A 20,841-nucleotide genomic window follows, 5' to 3' on the forward strand; every position below is an offset into this window, starting at 1 on the left:
AATATACAACTATTTCTTTTTTTTACCAACTATTTTTCTTGATTTATTAATCGAACTCAGGTTGTAAGTAATCTCAATTTTAGAAATGAGATTGTTTAAATTATCTAAGTACTTCAATTTTTTTATTGGTAAAGAATCGATGTTGTATTCATAATCAATTAAATAAGTTGATTCAGATTCGTTTATTACTTTAATTAAATCTTTTTGATTATTGTAAAAGTTTAGTCTCGAAATTGTATCATTTTTCAGAATAATTTTTTCTTCAATTAATAAATCATTTTCAAAAAAATAAATACTCGTCAGTTTGATTTCTGATTTGCCATTCTTGTCCGCAGAATAACTATAGCTCAATTTTTGCTCAGGAAATTGATTATATTCGAAAATATTAACCAAAGAATCATACTGAATATCCATTGGGTAAAAAACACCATTAACAACTTCACTTCTAAGTAAATTGTAATTTATCTGACTATATTTTATTATTTGACCTTTTTGATCGAAATGTTCTTCGGTAATCAAATTTTCATTTGAATATTTACGTTTGATTTTTATACGTTCACTTTTTTCAAATTCCTGAGCGAATGATTTATAAAAAAAGAATAATAAGCAAATGATAATAAACTGTTTCATTTCTGTTTAGTTTTTAATATTTTAAATTTATTTAAAATAATTTCAAAAATCAAATCCTTGAAAATGATTTAAAATCCAAATTAATTAAAATACCTTTGCCGAAATTTTTCAGCCCAAAAATGAACGCATTAAAATATTACATTGCCGCATTTTCCGCATTCTTTATGTGGGGATTTTTTTCGATTGCTTTAAAAGCAATTACGGCTTATTCTAGTTTCGATATTTTATTTTTTAGAATCGTTTTTTCTACTTTTTTGATTGTTCTTTTTAGTGCTTTTTTTCGAAAAGATAAATTGATTTCCGATTTTCAATTGCTTAAAAGATTACCTTCAAAAGATAAAAGTCGAACATTGTTATTAACTTCGCTTGGTGGATTATTGTTGGGATTAAATTGGTTTTTATTTATTTATGTAGTCAATCAAGTAAATGTGCAATCGGCTTCGTTTGCTTATTTGATATGTCCGATTATAACCACTTTTTTTGCTTTCTTAATTCTTAAAGAAAAAATCGAAAAACATCAATGGATTGCCATTTTGATTAGTTTGATTGGTTGTGGAATCTATTATGTCACAAATCCAGGCAATTTGATTTATGCTTTTATAATCGCTGCTACCTATTCGATTTACTTGGTTTCTCAGAAAAAAAATGTGTATTTTGATAAGTTCAATGTCTTGTTGGTACAAATGTTTATCATTTTTCTTTTGGCATTACCTTATTGTTTTCTAGGCGATTTTGTCTTGCCAACAGATTTCGATTTTTACTTTTATATTATATTGATTGCCGTTTTGTTTACTATTATTCCTTTATATTTGAATTTGTACGCTTTAAAAGGAATTTCGGCTTCAACCGTTGGTATTTTAATTTACATCAATCCAATTATTACTTTTGTTTTAGCGATATTTTATTTTAAAGAATCAATAAATATGTTACAAATTGGTTCATATTTATTAATTTTGTGTTCGATTGTGGTTTTTAATTATAAAATCATAAATTTAACGAAACTAGAACCAAGCAAAAAATAGCACACAACGCAATGAAACAAATTTACTTAGATAATGCTGCAACTACTTCCGTTCGACCAGAAGTGGTAGAAGAAATGATTAAAGTTTTAAGAGCTGATTTTGGAAATCCTTCTTCAACGTATTCAGTTGGTCGTCACAGTAAGGCATTAATCGAAAATGCAAGAAAATCAATCGCTAAGCAATTCAATGTTTCTTCTTCAGAAATTGTGTTTACTTCTTGCGGTACAGAAGGAAATAACTGGATTATTCGTTCGGCGGTTCGTGATTTAGGTGTTAAACGAATCATTACTACAAAAATTGAACATCATTGTACGTTGTATTCTATTCAGCAAATGGCGAAGGAATACGGAACTGAAATTCAATATGTAAATATCCTTCCAAATTCTGAAATCGATTACAATCAATTAGAAGAATTGCTAAAAGAAGACGTGCCAACTTTAGTGAGTTTGATGCACGTAAATAATGAAGTGGGAACGATATTAGATTTAAAACGTGTTGCGGATTTATGTATTGCAAATAAAGCTTTGTTTCACACCGATACGGTTCAGTCTGTTGGAAAAGTGGAAATTCCTTTAGATGAAATTCCTGTTGATTTTATTGTAGCTAGTGCGCATAAATTCCACGGGCCAAAAGGAGCAGGATTTGTTTTTATCCGTAAGAAAAATGTTTTAAAAGCGTTAATTGTTGGTGGCGAACAAGAAAAAGGTTTGCGTGCCGGAACTGAAGCGCCTCACCAAGTAGTTGGAATGGCAAAAGCCTTGGAGTTATCTTACGAACATTTAAATGAAGAACGTAAAGCAATTACAGAATTACGTGATTATTGTAAAGCTAAATTAGAAGAAAATTTCCCAGGAATTAAAATCAACGGAAATGGTTCTACTTTTTATAATGTATTAAATATTTTATTGCCATTCACTCCAGAAAAAGCAGCGATGATTCTTTTTAGTTTAGATATGAAAGGAATTGCAGTTTCAAGAGGAAGTGCTTGCCAATCAGGTAGTCAAAAACCTTCGCACGTGTTAGCTGAATTCCTAAACGAAGAAGATATTAAAAAACCAAGTTTACGCGTTTCTTTCGGTCACGAAAACACCAAAGAAGAAATCGACTTTTTAATAGATGTTTTAAAAGAAGTGTAAAAAAAGAATAGAAAAATTGTAATTCTATTTTTTAAATTCAAGAAATAAATCAAATACTCAAACATGTTTTTTTAATGAAAATGTGTTTGAGTATTTTTCGTTATAATATTTTGTTTAATGAATTGCTTTACAATGTTTTTAGCAGTAAATTTGCGCCAACAACACAAAAGAATATGAATTCAGAAACAAATAATCGTTATGCACTTCGCGGAGTATCAGCTCAAAAGGAAGATGTTCATAACGCTATTAAAAACATTGATAAAGGTTTATTTCCTAAAGCTTTTTGTAAAATCGTACCAGATTATTTAACTAACGATGAAGATTATTGTTTGATTATGCACGCTGATGGTGCCGGAACAAAATCGTCTTTAGCTTATTTATATTGGAAAGAAACTGGAGATATTTCTGTATGGAAAGGAATTGCCCAAGATGCATTAATTATGAATATTGATGATTTATTGTGTGTAGGTGCAACAGATAACATTTTACTTTCTTCTACTATTGGAAGAAATAAAAATTTAGTTCCAGGAGAAGTTATTTCTGCAATTATCAATGGTACTGAAGAATTAATTGAAGATTTAAAAAAATTCGGAGTTACGATTCATTCAACAGGTGGTGAAACTGCCGATGTGGGTGATGTAGTTCGTACCATTATTGTGGATTCAACCGTTACAGCTCGTATGAAACGTAGCGATGTTATTGACAATGCAAATATTCAATCAGGTGATGTAATTGTTGGTTTGGAATCTTTCGGACAAGCAACTTACGAATCAGAATATAACGGAGGAATGGGTTCTAACGGTTTAACTTCTGCTCGTCATGATGTGTTTGCGCATTATTTAGCTGAAAATTATCCAGAAAGTTTTGATTCGTCTGTACCAAAAGAATTAGTTTATTCTGGTGGAATGAAATTAACTGATGAAGTTGAGAATTCACCAATCAATGCAGGTAAATTAGTGCTTTCTCCAACGAGAACTTATGCACCAATTATCAAAGCTATTTTAGGTAAGTTTAATTCTGAAAGCATTCACGGAATGGTTCACTGTTCTGGTGGTGCGCAAACAAAAATTTTACATTTCGTAGATAACGTTCACGTAATTAAAGATAATTTATTCGATGTTCCACCATTGTTTAAATTAATTCAAGAACAATCTAAAACCGATTGGAAAGAAATGTATCAAGTATTCAACTGCGGTCACCGTATGGAATTATACGTGAAGCCAGAAGTTGCAGAAGAAATTATCGCTATCTCAAAATCGTTTAATGTAAACGCTCAAATTGTGGGTAGAGTAGAAGCTTCTGAATCTAAAAAATTAACTATTAACTCAGTTTACGGAACTTTTGAATATTAATCCATCACGATTATTGGCAATTGATTATGGCGGCAAACGTACCGGAATCGCTATAACAGATGAGATGCAAATTATCGCATCAGGTTTAACAACGGTTGAAACCAAACAATTATTTCCTTTTTTACAAGAATATTTTTCTAAAGAAAAAGTTTCTAAAGTTATTGTTGGTGAACCCAAACGTTTAAATAACGAACCCTCTGAAATTGCTCCAAAAATTGATGAGTTTGTTGTTAAATTCAAAAAATTATATCCTGCAATTGAAGTTATCCGTATGGATGAACGATTCACTTCTAAAATGGCATTCCAAACCATGATTGATAGTGGATTGAAGAAAAAACAACGACAAAATAAAGCACTAGTAGATGAGATTGCAGCAACGATTTTGCTTCAAGATTTTCTAAATAGTAAAATGTTTTAACAAAAAATATACGAACTGCATGGTAATCTTTTCAGAACTTTGTGGTTACATAATTTAAAGGAAGTTTAAAAAATATAATTTTAAAAATGTCAACAAACAAAAATACAGAAACCGATGTTGTTTTAATTGGTGCAGGTATTATGAGCGCAACACTTGGATTAATACTTAAAGAATTAGATTCAAGTTTATCAATTGAAATCGTTGAGCGTTTAGACAGTGCAGCGAAAGAAAGTTCAGATGCTTGGAATAACGCAGGAACAGGACATTCGGCTTTTTGTGAATTAAATTATACATCAGAAAAAAATGGTGTTGTTGATACAACTAAAGCGTTAGATATTTGTGAGCAATTTGAAGTTACTCGTCAGTTTTTAACGTATTTATTAGATAAAAAAATCATTCAAAATCCAAGTGAGTTCATTAATCATGTACCACATATGAGTTTTGTTTGGGGAAAAGAGAATGTGAAATTTTTAGAAAATCGTTTCCAAGCTTTAAAGAAAAGTCCATTGTTCGCAGATATGGAATTCTCTACAAATCCTAAAGAAATAGAAAAATGGGCTCCTTTGATTATGGAAGGAAGAAATGCCAATGAATCTGTTGCTGCTACAAATATGGATTTGGGAACAGATGTAAATTTTGGAGCTTTAACTCGTAAAATGATTCAGCATCAAGCAAGTCAGAATGGTGTTAATGTTGCTTTTGAAACAGAGGTTTACGATATCAAAAAACAAGCAGATGGACGTTGGAGAATCTCTATTAAAGATTTAAAAACAGGAACTAAATCTACTATCATTACTAAATTCGTATTTATTGGTGCTGGTGGAGCTTCTATCTTATTGTTAGAAAAATCGGGTATTCCAGAAGGAAAAGCTTACGGTGGATTCCCAGTATCTGGATTATGGTTAGTTTGCGAGAACGAAGAATTAGCTAGTAAACATTTAGCTAAAGTATATGGAAAAGCTTCAGTTGGTGCGCCACCAATGTCTGTTCCGCATTTAGATACACGTTATATCGATGGTAAAAAATCATTGTTATTTGGACCTTATGCAGGTTTCTCAACTAAATTCTTGAAAACAGGTTCGTACTGTGATTTATTTAAATCTATTTCTCCTAATAATATTGGAACAATGCTTGGTGCAGGTTTAGACAATATCGATTTGACGAAATATTTGATTTCTGAGGTCCTAAAATCTACAGATAAACGTATAGAATCTTTACAAGAATATTTCCCAAATGCTAAGAAAGAAGATTGGCGTTTAGAAATTGCTGGACAACGTGTGCAAACCATGAAACGCGATAAAAATAATAAAGCTGTTTTAGCTTTTGGTACCGAAGTGGTAAACGCTGGTGACGGTTCTTTAGCTGTTTTATTAGGAGCTTCTCCAGGAGCTTCAACTTCAGTGAGCATCATGGTGAAATTAATCGAAAAATGTTTCCCTGAGCAATATAATAGTGCTGAATGGCAAGCGAAATTTAGAGAAATGATTCCGTCTTTCGGACAAAAATTAAATGATAACCCAGAGTTATTAAATGAATTAAGAGAAAAAACTGCAAAATCTTTAGGATTGAGCAACTAAAATAAAGAATCAAGCCAGTCGAAATCCGACTGGTTTTTTCTTTTAATAATAATATTCAATGAAATAATTTCATTATTGATTTTTAATCGGAATAATATTAAATTTATAACAACACACACATAAAATGAATTTAGAACACAAAGACGACATCAGTCCAGTTTTGCCTGAAGGCGTAAAAAACTATTTGATTGATATTGATGGAACCATTACAGATGATGTTCCGAACGAACAACCAGAACGTATGGAAACTTGCGAACCATTTCCAGATGCTTTAGAAACGGTTAATAAATGGTATGACGAAGGTCATTATATTTGTTTCTTTACTTCTCGAACTGAAGAACATAGAGAAGTTACTACCAATTGGTTAAACAAACACGGTTTCAAATATCATAGTATTTTGATGAACAAACCGCGTGGTGGAAATTACCATTGGATTGATAATCACATTGTAAAAGCAACACGTTACGTTGGTAAATTTACCGACTTAGTAGAAAAATCAACAACCATCCAAGTATTCGAGGACTAATGAAAAAACATAATTTCAGCGCAGGACCTTGTATTTTACCACAAGAGGTTTTTGAAAAAAGCGCACAAGCAGTTCTGAATTTCAATAATTCAGGCTTATCTATCATTGAAATTTCGCATCGCAGTAAAGACTTTGTTGCGGTTATGGAAGATACACGTAAACTAGCTTTAGAACTTTTAGGATTAACAGATAAAGGCTACCAAGTTGTTTTTCTACAAGGTGGTGCAAGTATGGAGTTTTTACGCATTCCGTATAACTTCCTTAAAAACAAAGCAGCCTATTTAAATACCGGAACTTGGGCAAACAACGCAATGAAAGAAGCCAAAGCTTTTGGTGAAACTATCGAAGTAGCTTCTTCAAAAAATGAAAATTACAATCACATCCCTAAAGGATTTGAAATTCCAGTAGATGCAGATTATTTCCATTGCACCAGTAACAATACCATTTACGGAACGCAAATGAAAGCATTTCCAGAAACGAAGGTTCCTGTGATTTGTGATATGAGTTCTGATATCTTTTCACGTTCGTTAGACTTCTCTAAATTCGATGTAATCTACGCTGGAGCTCAAAAAAATATGGGTGCTGCTGGTGTTACGATGGTTATAATTAAAGAAAGTTTATTGAATCAAACCGGTCGTGAAATTCCTAATATTTTAAACTACGCCAAACACATCGAAAAAGAAAGTATGTACAACACGCCTTCTGTTTTTGCCGTTTATACGTGTTATTTAACTTTAAATTGGTTGAAAAACTTAGGTGGAATTGAGGCTATCGAAAAAGTAAACGAAGTTAAAGCCGAGTTGTTATATAACGAGATTGATCGTAACCCGTTATTCCTAGGAACAGCTGCAACAGAAGACCGTTCAAATATGAATGCGACGTTCTTATTGAAAGATGAAACGCATAAAGAATTATTTGACCAAATGTGGAAAGATGCTGGAATTAACGGATTAAGTGGTCACCGTTCGGTTGGTGGATACCGTGCTTCGATGTACAATGCACTTCCGTTAGAAAGTGTTGAAGTGTTAGTAAACGTAATGAAAGAATTAGAAAAAGCAGTGAATTAAGATGAAAATATTAGCAAACGACGGAATTTCTAAAAGTGGAATCGACACATTAGAAGCTGCAGGTTTTGAAGTAATCACAACAAAAGTAGCACAAGAACAAGTAGCAAATTATGTAAACGAACATCAAATTGATGTGGTTTTAGTGCGTAGTGCAACTAAAGTTCGTAAAGATATAATCGATGCGTGTCCATCAATCAAAATTATTGGTAGAGGTGGAGTAGGTATGGATAACATTGATGTAGATTACGCTCGCGAAAAAGGAATCAAAGTAATTAATACGCCAGGTGCTTCTTCGGCTTCTGTTGCCGAATTGGTTTTTGCGCATTTATTTAGCGGTGTTCGTTTCTTACACGATGCCAACAGAAATATGCCTTTAGAAGGAGATTCTAACTTCAACGGATTAAAGAAAGCTTACGCAGCAGGAACAGAGTTAAGAGGAAAAACTCTTGGTATTGTTGGTTTCGGACGAATTGGTCAGCAAGTTGCTAAAATCGCAATTGGTTTGGGTATGAAGGTGCTTGCAACTGATGCATTTATTGAAAACGCAACCATTACGTTAGACTTCTTTGATGGTAAAACCTTAGATTTCGAAGTAGTAACCGTTTCTTTTGACGAAGTAATTTCGCAATCCGATTTTATTACCTTTCACGTTCCCGCGTTAGGAGGTTATTTAATTAACGAAGGCGAATTTGCTAAAATGAAAAAAGGCGTTGGAATCATCAATGCTGCTCGCGGCGGAGTAATTAACGAAGTAGCTTTAACTAATGCTATCGATGATGAAATTGTTGCCTTTGCAGGTTTAGATGTTTTTGAAGACGAACCAACTCCAGCAGTTCAGGTTTTAATGAATACACAAATTTCATTAACGCCACATATCGGTGCTGCCACTCTTGAAGCCCAGGACCGTATCGGTACCGAATTAGCAGAACAAATCATCACTATTTTAAAATAGATTTTTAATGGTATTCTAAACCTTTTTTAGAATCACTTATTCATATACAAGTAACTTCTTATGTTCGCATAAGAAGTTTTTTTTGTTTCTTCAATTACCTAATTTTCAACTTTAAGACTTTCGACTTTCGACTTTCAGACTTTCGACTTTCAGACTTCATATAATATCTATTTTGTCATTCAAAACTTGGTTCAGAATCGCATCAAACTAATAACGTTTGGTTATAAAAAATTCACCCCCATAAATAAGAGCTTGTAGCTGTATTTTTTAGTATAAGTTAATTTAAAAGCTAGATACTCAATATTCCAAAAGCTATCATTTAAATAAATATTTTGTTAATTAAATAATTATAACTAATTTAAAGTCAGAAAATTTAAAAAAAAATGTTATGTCTATTAAATTCAATGTAGTAGAAAAGCCGCAACCAGGAGTTGTAGGTGGAGGCGTAAAAAAATGGTACGCAAGTGTAAAAACTGATGGCGAGGTAAGCATCGATAACTTAACCAAAGAAATTGAAAAGTTCTCAGCATTGTCTGAGGCCGATATCCGAGGGGTAATTATTGCTTTAGAAAACGTTATCGTTAACGAAATTGTAAATGGAAAAATTGTTCGATTAGACAAATTGGGTAGTTTTTATCCGAGTTTGAGTAGTGAAGGCTCTGCAACGGAAGCCGATTTTAATGTAAGCCTTATCAAAGCAGCAAAGATGAATTACCGCCCTGGTACACGTATCAACGATGCACTGAAAACGGCTAAGTTTAAAAAAGTAAAGTAACATTAAAAAAAAGGAAGCTTCTCGTTGTCAAACAAGAAGCTTCTTCTTTACAAACGAGAAGCTTCTCGTTACCCAATAAGAAGCTTCTCGTTGCTAGTTGAGAAGCTTCTCGTTTTAAACCCAAAAAGCAAGACCGATGAGGTCTTGCTATTTGGGTTATAAAAACACGGTAGATTCGATTCCGATCACCATCAATTAGACGGCTTCAATGACTGAGCAGAGTCGAAGCCCTCGTGTATTTTTTTTAAAAAACATGCTGTGGGCTAACTACTTCCGTCGCTGCTGCGACTTACGATTTGATATATTAATCTTGAAATAGTTTTACTATAAATTAAGTAAGCAATTATAATATTAAGATTTCTATTTGCTAACTACCAAAATGGTTTAATATCATAAATTCAATAGTATTCTTCTTTTTTAGCTTGGTTGTTTGTTTTTTGGGTTAATAATTATATTTTTATAAAATTAACAGTAAATTTTTCAGGTAATAACCAGTTGTTGAATTGTTTTCTATACGAAGATTTATAAATGTTCATCAAAACAAAATAGACTATTCAACAGAATCGAAACCTTAAACATTTAAAACCATATATCATGAAAAAAATAATTACCATACTTACAATAACATTCTTCAACCTAACAAGCTTCGCCCAACCCTACCAATGGCAATGGGCAAAAGCTGGTGGTGGACAAAATAAACTTTACGCCGATATTATTTATAACGATATTTATGGTGATGTGCATTATCATGAAGAAGTCGTTGCTTTAAAAAACACTTCAGACAATAATACCTATCTATTAAGCCATGTAGGTTATGGAAATACCAATTATGCAGGAACTTCCTTTGCTACTTATCATCAAGTATCAACGACCGGTTACAGAAGTAACATTTTTTTAAGCAAAGTTGATTGCGAAGGGAATTATCTTTGGCATAAGATTTTTGGGGGGGGGGATGGTGAAAATATAACACGTTCTATGGGTATCGATACTTCAGATAATGTATATGTAGCAATGCGTGTATGGAACAATGGTTATCACGACAGTTTAGCCAATATAGCAGGAACCGCTTTTGCACTACCTGTTCATTTCGATTCCAACAGCATCATGGATCCCATTCCACGTAATTGGGGTGGTGTAACATTACCGAATGTAATATCACCAGCACATAAAAAATTAGCTTTAATCAAATACGACAACGAAGGTCATTTTAAATGGTTGCGCATGCCACAAAGCGATTCGTTAATGCTTAATACAAGCAGAGCTTTTGATTATGGAGTAACTGTAGAACCTAACGGTACTACCCATTGGTTGGTAAGTATGGGAAATGGTAGCCATTTAGATGGTACCATTAATATTTCTGGATTAGCCCAATACGAACAGCAATTGTATATCTTAAAATACGACAGCAACGGTAATTCGTTAGGATATCTATCCGTTCCTTTTCGTCCGAATACAGAAGGTTATCATCCAAAGATGATCAATTTTACTTACGATCCTTTAACTCAACAATATTATTTTACGTCTTGGCGAGATTCCCCATATGATGATGAATATTCTACTATAATCAACAATCAAATATATCAAACCTCTATTCTTATTTGTTTCAATGTTACTGGTCAAGTATTGTGGACCAAAACCGCAAATAACGCTTCGTCAGCTATAGTCGAGGGGGTATTAGTTGATGAGCAATCCAATGTCTATGTTTCAGGTAGAGGAACCAGTAGCACAGTACTTCCCAATGGGTCTAATGGCCCATTAAATGGAAATTTTGGAGGCTATCAGTTTACGAATACATTAAGTCGTCAATCTTTTGTAATCAAATTTAATGCACAAGGCAATCTACTATGGGGCTCTAACGCAGATGGTACTGCAGGAGATGGATTAGGTGGTTCAGGTTCTGAAAGTACTAGAAGTATGACCATTAATGGAGATGAACTGGCTGTGGGTACAGGCTTTTATAACAATACCTGGGGAGCTTATGGCATCACAGGACAACCTGTAGGTTCATTTACCGATCCGATACTGATACGTTTAAACAAAAACACAGGAGTTCCTGTTGGTGGGCATCGCATACAAGGGCCTAATGGCTTCCGTGAAGGTTTAACAGCCGTAGAAACCGACAAAGACGGGAATTATATCGTTGGTGGTTATATACGTAATTATTTATTTACAAATGGTGATGGCTATGTTGATCCTATCGTGGGGCAATTAATGAAAGCTACTCAAGGAGGTGGAACCGATTTCTTTATTGCCAAACTAGCTAAAAACACGTGTAATTATGCCAATACCGATGCGTTTACAAAGTTTAGCTTAAAGGTTTACCCAAACCCTACAACAGCTAATGTATATTTCGAAACCACAGAAAACTTAACAACTTACGAAGTGTATAACATTTTAGGGCAACGTTTACTTAGCAACTCATTTAATGGAGACAACTCCATTTCATTAGAAGCTTTTGCACCAGGAACGTATTTCATCAAAGTAACCACTCAGCAAAATACCCAAGCAACGGTTAAAGTCATAAAGTCATAAAGTTTTAAAGTGATTAGATAATGAGTTAATTAGGTAGTTTGGAGATTTGAAAATAATTGTTAAACACAAAATTGAATATAAAGTAGCATCGCAAACCCGACATACAGGATTTTAACATGAATCTGCAAGGTGAAATTTCGCAATAGGGATGGGAGCTTTGTTTGAGCTCTTTTGCAAATTTTTAATTTGTAAAAAGCGAGTGCGTACAGCCCGACCTATAACGCAGTGGAAGGATTGCCCAAAGATATTTAAGGTGAATTTTAGATAAACAAAAAAGTCGGATTTTTATATAAAAATCCGACTTTCTTTATTTGGGTAATTTAGGTTCTGTTTCTCTGATAACCGTTGTGCTTAACGATTTGATGAATGCTTCAAGCGCATCTAATTCGTGTTCGTTAAGTTCCAAAGGTTTTAAATGTTCTGATGTTACAGGGAACATTGGATCATCTTCTTGACCAGGTTTTGGTTTTAAATTAGGCATTCCTGCGTTATATAAATTCAGTAAACCTCTAATGTGCGGGAAGAATCCGTTGTGCATATATGGAGCAGTTGATTCTAAATCACGTAAAGTAGGTGTTTTGAATTTACCAATATCAGCCAAATCTTTAGTGATGTGGTAGCGTCCTAAATCTTCGTGTTTACGTTGAAAATAGGTTAAACCGGCATTATGAAACTGATTGTCCGAAAACGTAGGTCCGTTGTGGCAATTGATACAACGTGCTTTGGTTCTGAATAAATGTAAACCTTCAACTTCTAAATTTGTTAGTTTGGTTGAATCTCCTTCAATGAATTTATCAAATCTAGATTTTCTACTAACAATGGTTCTTTCGTAAGTTGCAATAGCTTTGGCGATTCGATCGGTTGTTATTTCATCATCACCAAATGCTTTTGTGAAAGCTTCTTTGTAACCTTTTATTTTTTTGATGTTTTTTGTAGCTACGTCAGGATGTGTGTTCATTTCTTTTTCATCTAACATCGGAAAACGTACTTGATCTTCTAAAGAAAGTGCACGACCGTCCCACATAAAAACTTCACCGTAACCAACGTTTAAAATAGTTTTTGAGTTTCGAGTTCCTGGAGTTCTGCCAAATCCGTGAGAAACGCGTTTTCCATCGCTCCAACCCAATTGAGAATCGTGACATGAAGCGCACGCAATCTGCCCTGATTCTGATAATCTTGGGTCAAAAAACAACTGCTTTCCTAATTCTTTCTTTTCGTCAGAATACGGATTGTCTTCAGGGAAAGTCATTTCTGGTAAAACACCAATTTCTCTAAAATTTACAAGAGTTGAATCCAATGTCGCTTTTGGCCACGTTGTTGGATCACCACTGCTATAAAGTTTTTTTAAATCACTGATTGAGTAGTAAGGTTCAATATTAAAATCAAACTTTCCGGCTGCTAGTAAAGCAAATACACCGAATCCGAAACCTAATATTTTAAAACTATTTTTCATTCTAATAGAATATAGAAATACCTGTATTTATATAATGGTTGGTACCATTTATTTGTTGCTCTTGTTTGTTGTTTTTTAAAGCACTTAGATTTTGATAATCGATATTTACACGAAGGGTTTTCCCTTTTCTTAACTGTATATCATAGTACAATTTAGCTTTGGTAAGTAACTTACTTGTACCGTCATAAATATGATCGTGAATAATAACGTTGTTAGCAAAGTCTTGATCTTGTGTGATGGCTTTGTAATCTAATTCGTTTTTTAAAAGTTGGTAGGTTCCAGCTTCTAAATGAGCAAATAGTTTATTATTCTTATTTAATCTAAATTCTTTATTGGCAAAAATACTAAATTCTAATGAATTAATTTGTTTATTCGTCATTCCTAACAAATCTTTAGCAGTTAGATTATCAAGAATAATATTTGTTCCAAAAGCAGTTTTAGAATCGGTTTGTGAATCTTTTAAATAGTTAACATTTAAAGTTAGATTCTGATTTTTTAACTGGTAATTTTGAATAAATGTACGGGTGTTAAAATTAGCTTGTTTGCTGAAATTTATTTTTGCATTTGCAATTAATTGATCTTTACCAAACGATTTAATGTACAATGCATTGATTTTATTTGAGATGGTTCTCAGTTTATATCTTACATTTTCTTCCGTTTGAATCGGTGTATTTGAGTTTGATGAGAATTCGTTTTTTTGATAAAAATTATTCATCGATTTCGAATATTCATAAAAAACACTAAATGCTTGAGTATCGCTTTTAAAGGTATATCCTGCATTGAAACCTTTTGTAAGATCTACATTATTGAACTTATTATAGGTATTGTCATAAATATTATATCCATAACCTGTTGCTAATTTTATATAATATAATGGATCTGAACTTGGATTCAGAAAGGTGTTTTCGAAATAAATGGTTGTTAGTTCATCTTTTTGATTGTATAAACCTCCAACTTGTAAGGTGTGTTTTCCTAAAGTATAAGCGATGAAACCATCAAATCCCATTTCGTTCGATGTAATTTTTGGACGCGGATCTGATTTCCTTGCCAAAGCTTCGTTTCTGTATTTTGCTTTTGCACCAATTGCTAAAGCTTCTGTAATATCATAAACAATTCCACCGTTAAACGCATAAAATTGATTGGTCCAATCTGCTTTTTTCGGAGAATAATAATAATTGGTTGGTAAGACCATTTGATTTTCTGTTCGATTACTTGAAAGGTTGTAACCGAAATTCTTTTCGTTTTGTTTTGTAAAACTAAAATCTCCAAACACAGAAACTTTATCGCTAAAATGATACAATCCTTCAGATGAAAAATTATAATTTAAAACTTCTTCTGGTGTTTGTTGACGTTTGATATTTAAATCCTTAAAATCTATATTTACCGATGTTTTGGTGTAATTTCTAAGATTTAGTTGTTTAATTATCATTGGATTTTCCCATACAAATGATTTCACCTCAGCGAAGTGTTCGTTCTTGGATAGGTTAATACTATCATTGAGCTGTGCATTTGCAGCACAACTCAATAATAATAGAAATAAATATTTGTTTACTTTAAACATTATTTAAGTTTTAGTTTGCGAAACCTTTTGGATTTGCTGTAACTTCTACAAAATCTGCTGCAGAGTTATTGGTGTCTTGTAAAATTTTACGTCCGTTTGCGGTAGTTTTCGTTTTTCTCATTACCGATTTACTTGTAAACGGAGCTGTTATTTTTGTTGATGTATTATCAATTGTACTTGGTAATCTTTGAGGTAAAGCACTTGATGTATTTGCGTGTTGTGTTTCAACACCGTCAATGATAATACTTACTGGAATTTGTAAATTAAATTTAGTTTGTGAGCTTCCTGTATTAACAATTTCGGTTACATCTGGAGTAGGGAAGTCTTTGTAATTTAAACTTTCCGTTCTGAAAATTACATAAGAATCACGTCCTAAATTATCCATTATAAAATCGGCATTTCCATTCCAATAGCCTTCGCGTCCCCAATATCCAATTTCTAAATTTGTAACGGCAGGGTTTTCTAAATCGTATTTATAAGGTTCTTTTTCTATAGAAATTCTAAAGTTTCCTAAATAAGCTTCGAAATCAGCAGTGCTCAAATCAATCGTTAAATCTGGGTTTTGAATAGAAATTGGTTCTCCAGTTAAATCAACTAAAGGAGCTTTATGATTTTGAGCACTTTGTGCAATAACAATACTTTCTCCTGGTTGAATTGGATATTGTGTTCCATTTCCTGGAATTTGGAAAACATAATCTGCATAAACATAATCAGTGTTTGCTTTGTTTCCAATCGTCATTCCTAAAGATTGAGACCAATCCCATTGACCGTTTGCTTGTGTTTTTGGGTGAGAAGTATTATTGTTTTTCCCCATTACTTGTCCGATGTATAAACCATCAGCATAAATAACTTCGTTTGAATTATTGAAAATTTCAATGAATTGATCTCTAAATGAAGCTCCTTGCTGTGCGTGAGATCCACCGTAATAAATTTGTTTAATCACTAAATCACCTAAACGAGCAGTTTTTAAAGTTAAATTGCTCATTGTGTTGTTTGTGTTAACCACAATTTGATTTAGGTTTGCGTTGAATACCACTTCTTCAGTTTCTGGTGCGTAACCAAAAGTAGCATTAAATTCAGCAGCACTTAAAGTAACCGTTGCATTGATATCGTAAGTTCCTGGTAAAATCGATCCAAAGTTTGCGTTTCCTTGGGCGTCAGTTGCCATGGTATATTCGTCTGATGTGTTTGTGTTTTTTAATTTAACTGTAATATTTTTTGCTGCTAAGTTGTCAAAAGTTTCATCATAAGTAACAGAAACTTTATAATCTATTGGTTGAGCTCCAGCTTGTGAGAAATCATCTTCTGAACAAGAAAATAATGCAAATGCAGAAAGTGCAATTAAAAATTTATTTTTCATATTTAGGTAATGTTTTATGTTTAAAATGTAAATTCTATTTTAGTTCCAAAAGATAGATTAACCATATCTGTTCTAACTCGTTCGATAATAACTCCGTTTTCGTTCACATTTTCTAAAGGTTTTAAGTTTAGGAAATTGTTTACGTAAAATGAAAAACGAAAACCATTTAAGAAATCTTTAGATACACGTAAATGGAAATTATGATAAATCGCATCTAATTTTCTGTTATCTGTTGAACGACTTCTAAAAATATGCCCGTATTTATCTGCGTTATTTTGGTCAACTTCAGGAATCAAATGCTTGTCTAAATTTGCATCCAAATAAGCATAAGGTTGTGTGTTTCTGTCATAGAATTCATCTCTAATTAAGAAATGTTCTGAACGAACTGAAACAATTAATCCTAAAGTTGGATTGTGATACGTTAAGTTTCCACCAATCTGAAAGTTTTTAAATTTTACATCATAAGGTTTGAAAACGCCGTAAACTTCAGGTTTTGTAACTTGAGTTGAACGGATGTACGTATCAATATTATTTCGGTTTGTTGTTTCTACATAACTACCGTTAATATCAAAACTTATATTTTTTAGTAAGCTTGGCTTTAATGAAAAGAAAAACTCAATTCCTCTATCGGTAGAATTAAACTTATTTACAATTCGATTTTGGAAATAATAATAATCCTTATATCCAACAATTTCATAATCAGGTTGTGTTGTTCCGTTATTTAGAACTTCAATCTCAGCTAACGGACGAATGATTGGATATGCTTCGTCTGTAATTCCGTTCTTCAATTTATTCTCGTAAGCTGTTACGTTTAAAGTTCCAAAAGGTAACATCACATCATAACCAATCTCTGCACGGTATGATTTTGACGGACCTAAATTTGGATTGTTAATGTCGTCGATAAACGTTTGAACAAAAGCCACGTTGTAAACTCCAGGTAAACGATAATCACCTAAAACCACATCGTAATATCTCGGACCTGTATATATTTGGTTTAATGAAGGAGCTTTTCCTGTGATTCCGTAGCCAGCTCTGAATTTCATTTTAGGAATTTCGTAATATGCATTTACACGAGGTGCTAACATATTAATTCCGTAAAAATTATCGTATCGTAAACCACCTGTTACATTTAGTTTGCTGTTTTCAAAGAAATGAACCATTTCATCTTCAACATAAGCAGATAAGATAGTTTCTGCTTTTACGAATTGACCATAATTAAACGGACGAAATCCGACTCCACCATCTCCAGAACCTAAACCATAAAAATTAACTTGTGTATCTGGTGAACCTAATCTTCCTTTTCCTTTATTATCGCTCATTCGATATTCAACACCATAACTGAATAAGTGATCTGTATTTGCAAAACTCAAGTTTTTACTGAATTGAACCGAAGCAAATGCGCTGATTGGTTTTCCGTCAACTGCTTTTTCATATCGATAAGATGGAGCGGTGTACGAACCCAAATAAACGCCTTCTTCTAAACTTGTTCCAATTACTTCTCCGCCAACATTCACTGTTTTTGCATCGAATGAATATTGTTTGGTGTATTTAAAATTGGCATTGATGTTTAAATTATCAAATAGTTTTTTATCTGCATTCCATTTAAAACGATTAGAAAATCCATAATCGGTTCTATCGTTTTTTGTGATTTTATTTTCTTTATTTTCAGCTTCGTAATTCGCATTGTCTTTATTAAATCCGTAATCAAAAGAAAATGAATTTCTAACTTTTTTTGATTTGTCATTCCAAGTCCACATCAACTGCGTGTTGATACGTTCATACGAAGTATAAGTTGATCTCGGATCTGAATTAGAATCTAAATAATCAACGGTTGCATTTAAAGCTCCTGCACGTTCTCCTAATCTAAATCCTTTTGTGAAGGTATGTTGCATAGTTCCTTCGCGTAATGAACTTGATATTTTGTAAGGAGATACTCCAGCTCTTTGTTCAATTTTTATTAGTCCAGAAGTTAAATCTCCATATCGAACAGATGGTACTCCTTGTACAACTTCGATGCTTTCAATGTTGTCAGTAGCAATACCACGTAAATCTGAACCGTAATTTGCATTGGTAAAACTTCCATTAAACGATGAAGCTCCATCTCCAAATCCTAAAAGGCTATTTGAGTTAAATGTATTTCCGTTATTTGAACCATAAGATTGCATATTTTCATTATTCCCCATCGGAATTCCATCTAAATAAATTGCAGTTCCGAATGATTTATTACCGAATGCATTATCTGAAATAGTTCTTGGTCTTGCTGTTCTAAAAGCAATTGTTTTAAATTCGTTTAATGTGAAATTAGTAATAGATTGACCAGGTAATAATTCTAAAACATCGTTTAACGACATCGCTTGAACTTGATCAATTTGCTCTCTTCCAAGCTTTATTTCCGAGAACTTGTCTGATTTTTTTACGTTAATAACCAATTCATCTAAACGTAAATCTTGATCATCAAGATATATAGTTTGTACGATTCTAAACGTATCTGATGTAAATGAAATAATTTTTTCTTGTTTGCCTAAAATTTTAAAAGCAAGTTTTAAGTTTTTTGTTGAATTTGTATCTATTTCAAAACTTCCGTCAATATCTGAAAGAACCCATTTTTGGGTATTAACATCTTCAACGATAACAGAAGAAATAGGCTGACCTGTTTCAGTACTTAGTATAATTCCTTTAAAACGATCTTGTGCAAATAATGAAGTGCTTAGGCACAAAAGAAATATTAAGTATTTCACTTTTTTTATATTTTCTGCAAAGTTAAGAATAAAAGTTTATTTAGACTTAGAATAAATAAGAATTTTTCTATTTCTTGAAATGTTAAATTTTAGTTGGTTTATTAATATAGATTAAGTTTAAACGTATTCCGTTTTTGTAACTTTACATTATAAAATTTGAGAATATGAACAACCTATATAATTTCACAAAAGATTTTAAAGTTAGAGAAAAATTGCAGCCTGTTTTTTTTATAGGTCACGGATCTCCAATGAATGGAATTGAAAATAATGTTTTCTCAGAACAATGGAAAAAAATTGGTAAACAAATCGATTTACCGAGTGCTGTTTTAGTAATTTCTGCGCATTGGTTGACAAAAGGGACTCACGTTACCGCAATGAAAGAACCTAAAACAATTCACGATTTTGGTGGTTTTCCTCAAGCTTTGTTCGATGTGCAATATCCTGCTCCTGGAAGTCCATTTTTGGCCGGTGAAACGGCTAAATTAATCACTTCTACAGATGTAGGTTTAGATCACGATTGGGGATTAGATCACGGAACGTGGACCGTTGTTCGTCATATGTTTCCAGATGCAAATGTTCCAGTATTACAGTTAAGTATCGATTATAATCAACCTGCTTCATACCATTATAATTTAGCTAAACAATTATTTGATTTAAGAAAAAGAGGTGTTTTAATTCTGGGTTCAGGTAATATGATTCACAACCTTAGAATGTTAGATTGGCGTTCAATAGATTCTCCAGGTTTTGGATTTGATTGGGCGATTGAATTAAACGATATTTTTAAAAAGAAAATTCTGTCTAAAGATCATACATCGTTAATAAATTACGAAGGATTAAGTAAAAATGCTAAACTTGCCATTCCAACACCAGATCATTATTATCCAATGATTTATAATTTAGCATTACAATCAGAAAAAGACAATGTTGAATTCTTTAATGATGATTATGTTGGCGGTTCTTTAAGTATGACTTCTTTTAGATTTGGATTATAAACGCATTATGCACTATCTTTACTTTTCATAATGAAATTGAAAATGAAAAAGATAGTGCTTTTTTTATTATTATTAATAAGTAGTTTTTCACAAGCGCAACCTAAAGCAATTATTGGAGAAACCGATTATAATTTTTGGATCAACCTTCCAAAACAAGAAATCTTAGAAAATAAACCTCCTGTTATTATTTTTCTACATGGACGTAGTTTGTCAGGAACAGATATTAATCGTGTTAAACGTTATGGTATTTTACGTGCAATAGAAAAAGGTAGAAATATTCCAGCAATTATCGTCGCTCCTCAATTACCTTTTGGACCTTGGAATCCTGATAAAATCAACCAAGTTTTAGAATATGTTCAAAAAAATTATGAGATAGATTCTACACGAATTTATGTAACAGGAATGAGCTTAGGTTCTTACGGTACGATGAAATTTGTAAGTAAATATCACGATAAAATTGCAGCAGCTGTTTCTATTTGTGGTGGAGGTGAAGAAGCTGATGCTTGTAATTTATCCGAAGTTCCGATTAAAGTTATTCACGGTGATAAAGATTTTATTGTACGTTTGTCCGAATCTCAAAAAATTGTCAACGCTATAAGAAAATGTAATAAAAATGCACCACTCGAATTTCAAATCGTAAAAGGTGGTACACACGGAAGTGTTGAGAATTTTTATAGAGAAGATGCAATCTACGAATGGTTGTTTAAACATTCAAAAGCAAATATGTCTGAACTTAATTTATAAATTACG

Annotated in this window: 17 protein-coding genes; 12 read left to right on the forward strand and 5 right to left on the reverse strand. The window is 32.6% G+C overall.

Translation table 11 applies throughout. The features are described from left to right. Positions 1-9: 9 nt before the first annotated feature. Entirely contained in the window at positions 10-630 is a 621-nt protein-coding gene (locus tag EG240_RS05585) for a hypothetical protein (protein ID WP_125018329.1), read from the reverse strand. Positions 631-749: 119 nt separating this feature from the next. Here EG240_RS05585 and EG240_RS05590 point away from each other — a divergent pair, with 119 nt between their 5' ends. The 10 genes from EG240_RS05590 to EG240_RS05635 all read left to right on the forward strand — a co-directional run bounded on the left by EG240_RS05590 (position 750) and on the right by EG240_RS05635 (position 11,987). After that, positions 750-1,652: an EamA family transporter gene (locus tag EG240_RS05590; RefSeq protein ID WP_125018331.1), complete on the forward strand. Its 903-nt coding sequence runs from the start codon at positions 750-752 to the stop codon at positions 1,650-1,652. A gap of 11 nt (positions 1,653-1,663) precedes the next feature. Continuing rightward, complete coding sequence (locus EG240_RS05595) at positions 1,664-2,788, forward strand: cysteine desulfurase family protein (protein ID WP_125018333.1); 1,125 nt, start codon at positions 1,664-1,666, stop codon at positions 2,786-2,788. A gap of 173 nt (positions 2,789-2,961) precedes the next feature. Further along, complete coding sequence (locus EG240_RS05600) at positions 2,962-4,140, forward strand: AIR synthase related protein (RefSeq protein ID WP_125018336.1); 1,179 nt, start codon at positions 2,962-2,964, stop codon at positions 4,138-4,140. Continuing rightward, positions 4,130-4,558: a Holliday junction resolvase RuvX gene (ruvX, locus tag EG240_RS05605; RefSeq protein ID WP_235830335.1), complete on the forward strand. Its 429-nt coding sequence runs from the start codon at positions 4,130-4,132 to the stop codon at positions 4,556-4,558. The genes EG240_RS05600 and ruvX overlap by 11 nt, the downstream gene beginning before the upstream one ends. Positions 4,559-4,644: 86 nt before the next feature. After that, positions 4,645-6,135 (forward strand): malate dehydrogenase (quinone), encoded by a 1,491-nt coding sequence (mqo, locus tag EG240_RS05610; protein ID WP_125018338.1) that lies wholly within the window; start codon positions 4,645-4,647, stop codon positions 6,133-6,135. A 124-nt stretch (positions 6,136-6,259) separates the two neighbouring features. After that, positions 6,260-6,661 (forward strand): LNS2 domain-containing protein, encoded by a 402-nt coding sequence (locus tag EG240_RS05615; protein ID WP_125018340.1) that lies wholly within the window; start codon positions 6,260-6,262, stop codon positions 6,659-6,661. Beyond that, on the forward strand, positions 6,661-7,728 hold the full coding sequence (gene serC, locus EG240_RS05620) for a 3-phosphoserine/phosphohydroxythreonine transaminase (RefSeq protein WP_125018342.1): 1,068 nt from the start codon (positions 6,661-6,663) through the stop codon (positions 7,726-7,728). Before EG240_RS05615 ends, serC begins: the two co-directional genes overlap by 1 nt. Position 7,729: 1 nt before the next feature. Further along, complete coding sequence (locus tag EG240_RS05625; protein ID WP_125018344.1) at positions 7,730-8,680, forward strand: D-2-hydroxyacid dehydrogenase; 951 nt, start codon at positions 7,730-7,732, stop codon at positions 8,678-8,680. Positions 8,681-9,068: 388 nt separating this feature from the next. Then, positions 9,069-9,455 (forward strand): HU family DNA-binding protein, encoded by a 387-nt coding sequence (locus EG240_RS05630; RefSeq protein WP_125018346.1) that lies wholly within the window; start codon positions 9,069-9,071, stop codon positions 9,453-9,455. Between the two features lie 594 nt (positions 9,456-10,049). Beyond that, complete coding sequence (locus tag EG240_RS05635; RefSeq protein WP_125018348.1) at positions 10,050-11,987, forward strand: T9SS type A sorting domain-containing protein; 1,938 nt, start codon at positions 10,050-10,052, stop codon at positions 11,985-11,987. Between the two features lie 307 nt (positions 11,988-12,294). On the opposite strand, the gene EG240_RS05640 is transcribed toward EG240_RS05635, so the two are convergent. The 4 genes from EG240_RS05640 to EG240_RS05655 are packed head-to-tail and all read right to left on the reverse strand — an operon-like array spanning position 12,295 to position 19,099. Then, positions 12,295-13,440, reverse strand: coding sequence for a cytochrome-c peroxidase (locus EG240_RS05640; protein WP_125018350.1), 1,146 nt, complete (start codon positions 13,438-13,440; stop codon positions 12,295-12,297). A gap of 1 nt (position 13,441) precedes the next feature. Further along, complete coding sequence (locus EG240_RS05645) at positions 13,442-15,001, reverse strand: DUF6850 family outer membrane beta-barrel protein (RefSeq protein WP_125018352.1); 1,560 nt, start codon at positions 14,999-15,001, stop codon at positions 13,442-13,444. 10 nt (positions 15,002-15,011) lie between these two features. Next, entirely contained in the window at positions 15,012-16,361 is a 1,350-nt protein-coding gene (locus EG240_RS05650) for a DUF4876 domain-containing protein (RefSeq protein ID WP_125018355.1), read from the reverse strand. A gap of 20 nt (positions 16,362-16,381) precedes the next feature. Continuing rightward, positions 16,382-19,099: a TonB-dependent receptor gene (locus EG240_RS05655; protein WP_125018357.1), complete on the reverse strand. Its 2,718-nt coding sequence runs from the start codon at positions 19,097-19,099 to the stop codon at positions 16,382-16,384. 164 nt (positions 19,100-19,263) lie between these two features. Between EG240_RS05655 and ygiD the strand changes: the two genes are divergently transcribed. Next, positions 19,264-20,091, forward strand: coding sequence for a 4,5-DOPA-extradiol-dioxygenase (gene ygiD, locus EG240_RS05660; protein ID WP_125018359.1), 828 nt, complete (start codon positions 19,264-19,266; stop codon positions 20,089-20,091). Positions 20,092-20,133: 42 nt separating this feature from the next. Next, complete coding sequence (locus EG240_RS05665; protein ID WP_125018361.1) at positions 20,134-20,835, forward strand: carboxylesterase family protein; 702 nt, start codon at positions 20,134-20,136, stop codon at positions 20,833-20,835. The last annotated feature ends 6 nt before the right edge of the window (positions 20,836-20,841 follow it).

Origin of the sequence: Paenimyroides tangerinum, assembly GCF_003865405.1 — a bacterium.
GTDB lineage: Bacteria > Bacteroidota > Bacteroidia > Flavobacteriales > Flavobacteriaceae > Flavobacterium > Flavobacterium tangerinum.

Coding starts and splice junctions, on each gene's coding strand:
- EG240_RS05585 (WP_125018329.1), bottom strand. CDS start 630: ATGAAACAGTTTATTATCATTTGCTTATTATTCTTTTTTTATAAATCA.
- EG240_RS05590 (WP_125018331.1), top strand. CDS start 750: ATGAACGCATTAAAATATTACATTGCCGCATTTTCCGCATTCTTTATG.
- EG240_RS05595 (WP_125018333.1), top strand. CDS start 1,664: ATGAAACAAATTTACTTAGATAATGCTGCAACTACTTCCGTTCGACCA.
- EG240_RS05600 (WP_125018336.1), top strand. CDS start 2,962: ATGAATTCAGAAACAAATAATCGTTATGCACTTCGCGGAGTATCAGCT.
- mqo (WP_125018338.1), top strand. CDS start 4,645: ATGTCAACAAACAAAAATACAGAAACCGATGTTGTTTTAATTGGTGCA.
- EG240_RS05615 (WP_125018340.1), top strand. CDS start 6,260: ATGAATTTAGAACACAAAGACGACATCAGTCCAGTTTTGCCTGAAGGC.
- serC (WP_125018342.1), top strand. CDS start 6,661: ATGAAAAAACATAATTTCAGCGCAGGACCTTGTATTTTACCACAAGAG.
- EG240_RS05625 (WP_125018344.1), top strand. CDS start 7,730: ATGAAAATATTAGCAAACGACGGAATTTCTAAAAGTGGAATCGACACA.
- EG240_RS05630 (WP_125018346.1), top strand. CDS start 9,069: ATGTCTATTAAATTCAATGTAGTAGAAAAGCCGCAACCAGGAGTTGTA.
- EG240_RS05635 (WP_125018348.1), top strand. CDS start 10,050: ATGAAAAAAATAATTACCATACTTACAATAACATTCTTCAACCTAACA.
- EG240_RS05640 (WP_125018350.1), bottom strand. CDS start 13,440: ATGAAAAATAGTTTTAAAATATTAGGTTTCGGATTCGGTGTATTTGCT.
- EG240_RS05645 (WP_125018352.1), bottom strand. CDS start 15,001: ATGTTTAAAGTAAACAAATATTTATTTCTATTATTATTGAGTTGTGCT.
- EG240_RS05650 (WP_125018355.1), bottom strand. CDS start 16,361: ATGAAAAATAAATTTTTAATTGCACTTTCTGCATTTGCATTATTTTCT.
- ygiD (WP_125018359.1), top strand. CDS start 19,264: ATGAACAACCTATATAATTTCACAAAAGATTTTAAAGTTAGAGAAAAA.
- EG240_RS05665 (WP_125018361.1), top strand. CDS start 20,134: ATGAAAAAGATAGTGCTTTTTTTATTATTATTAATAAGTAGTTTTTCA.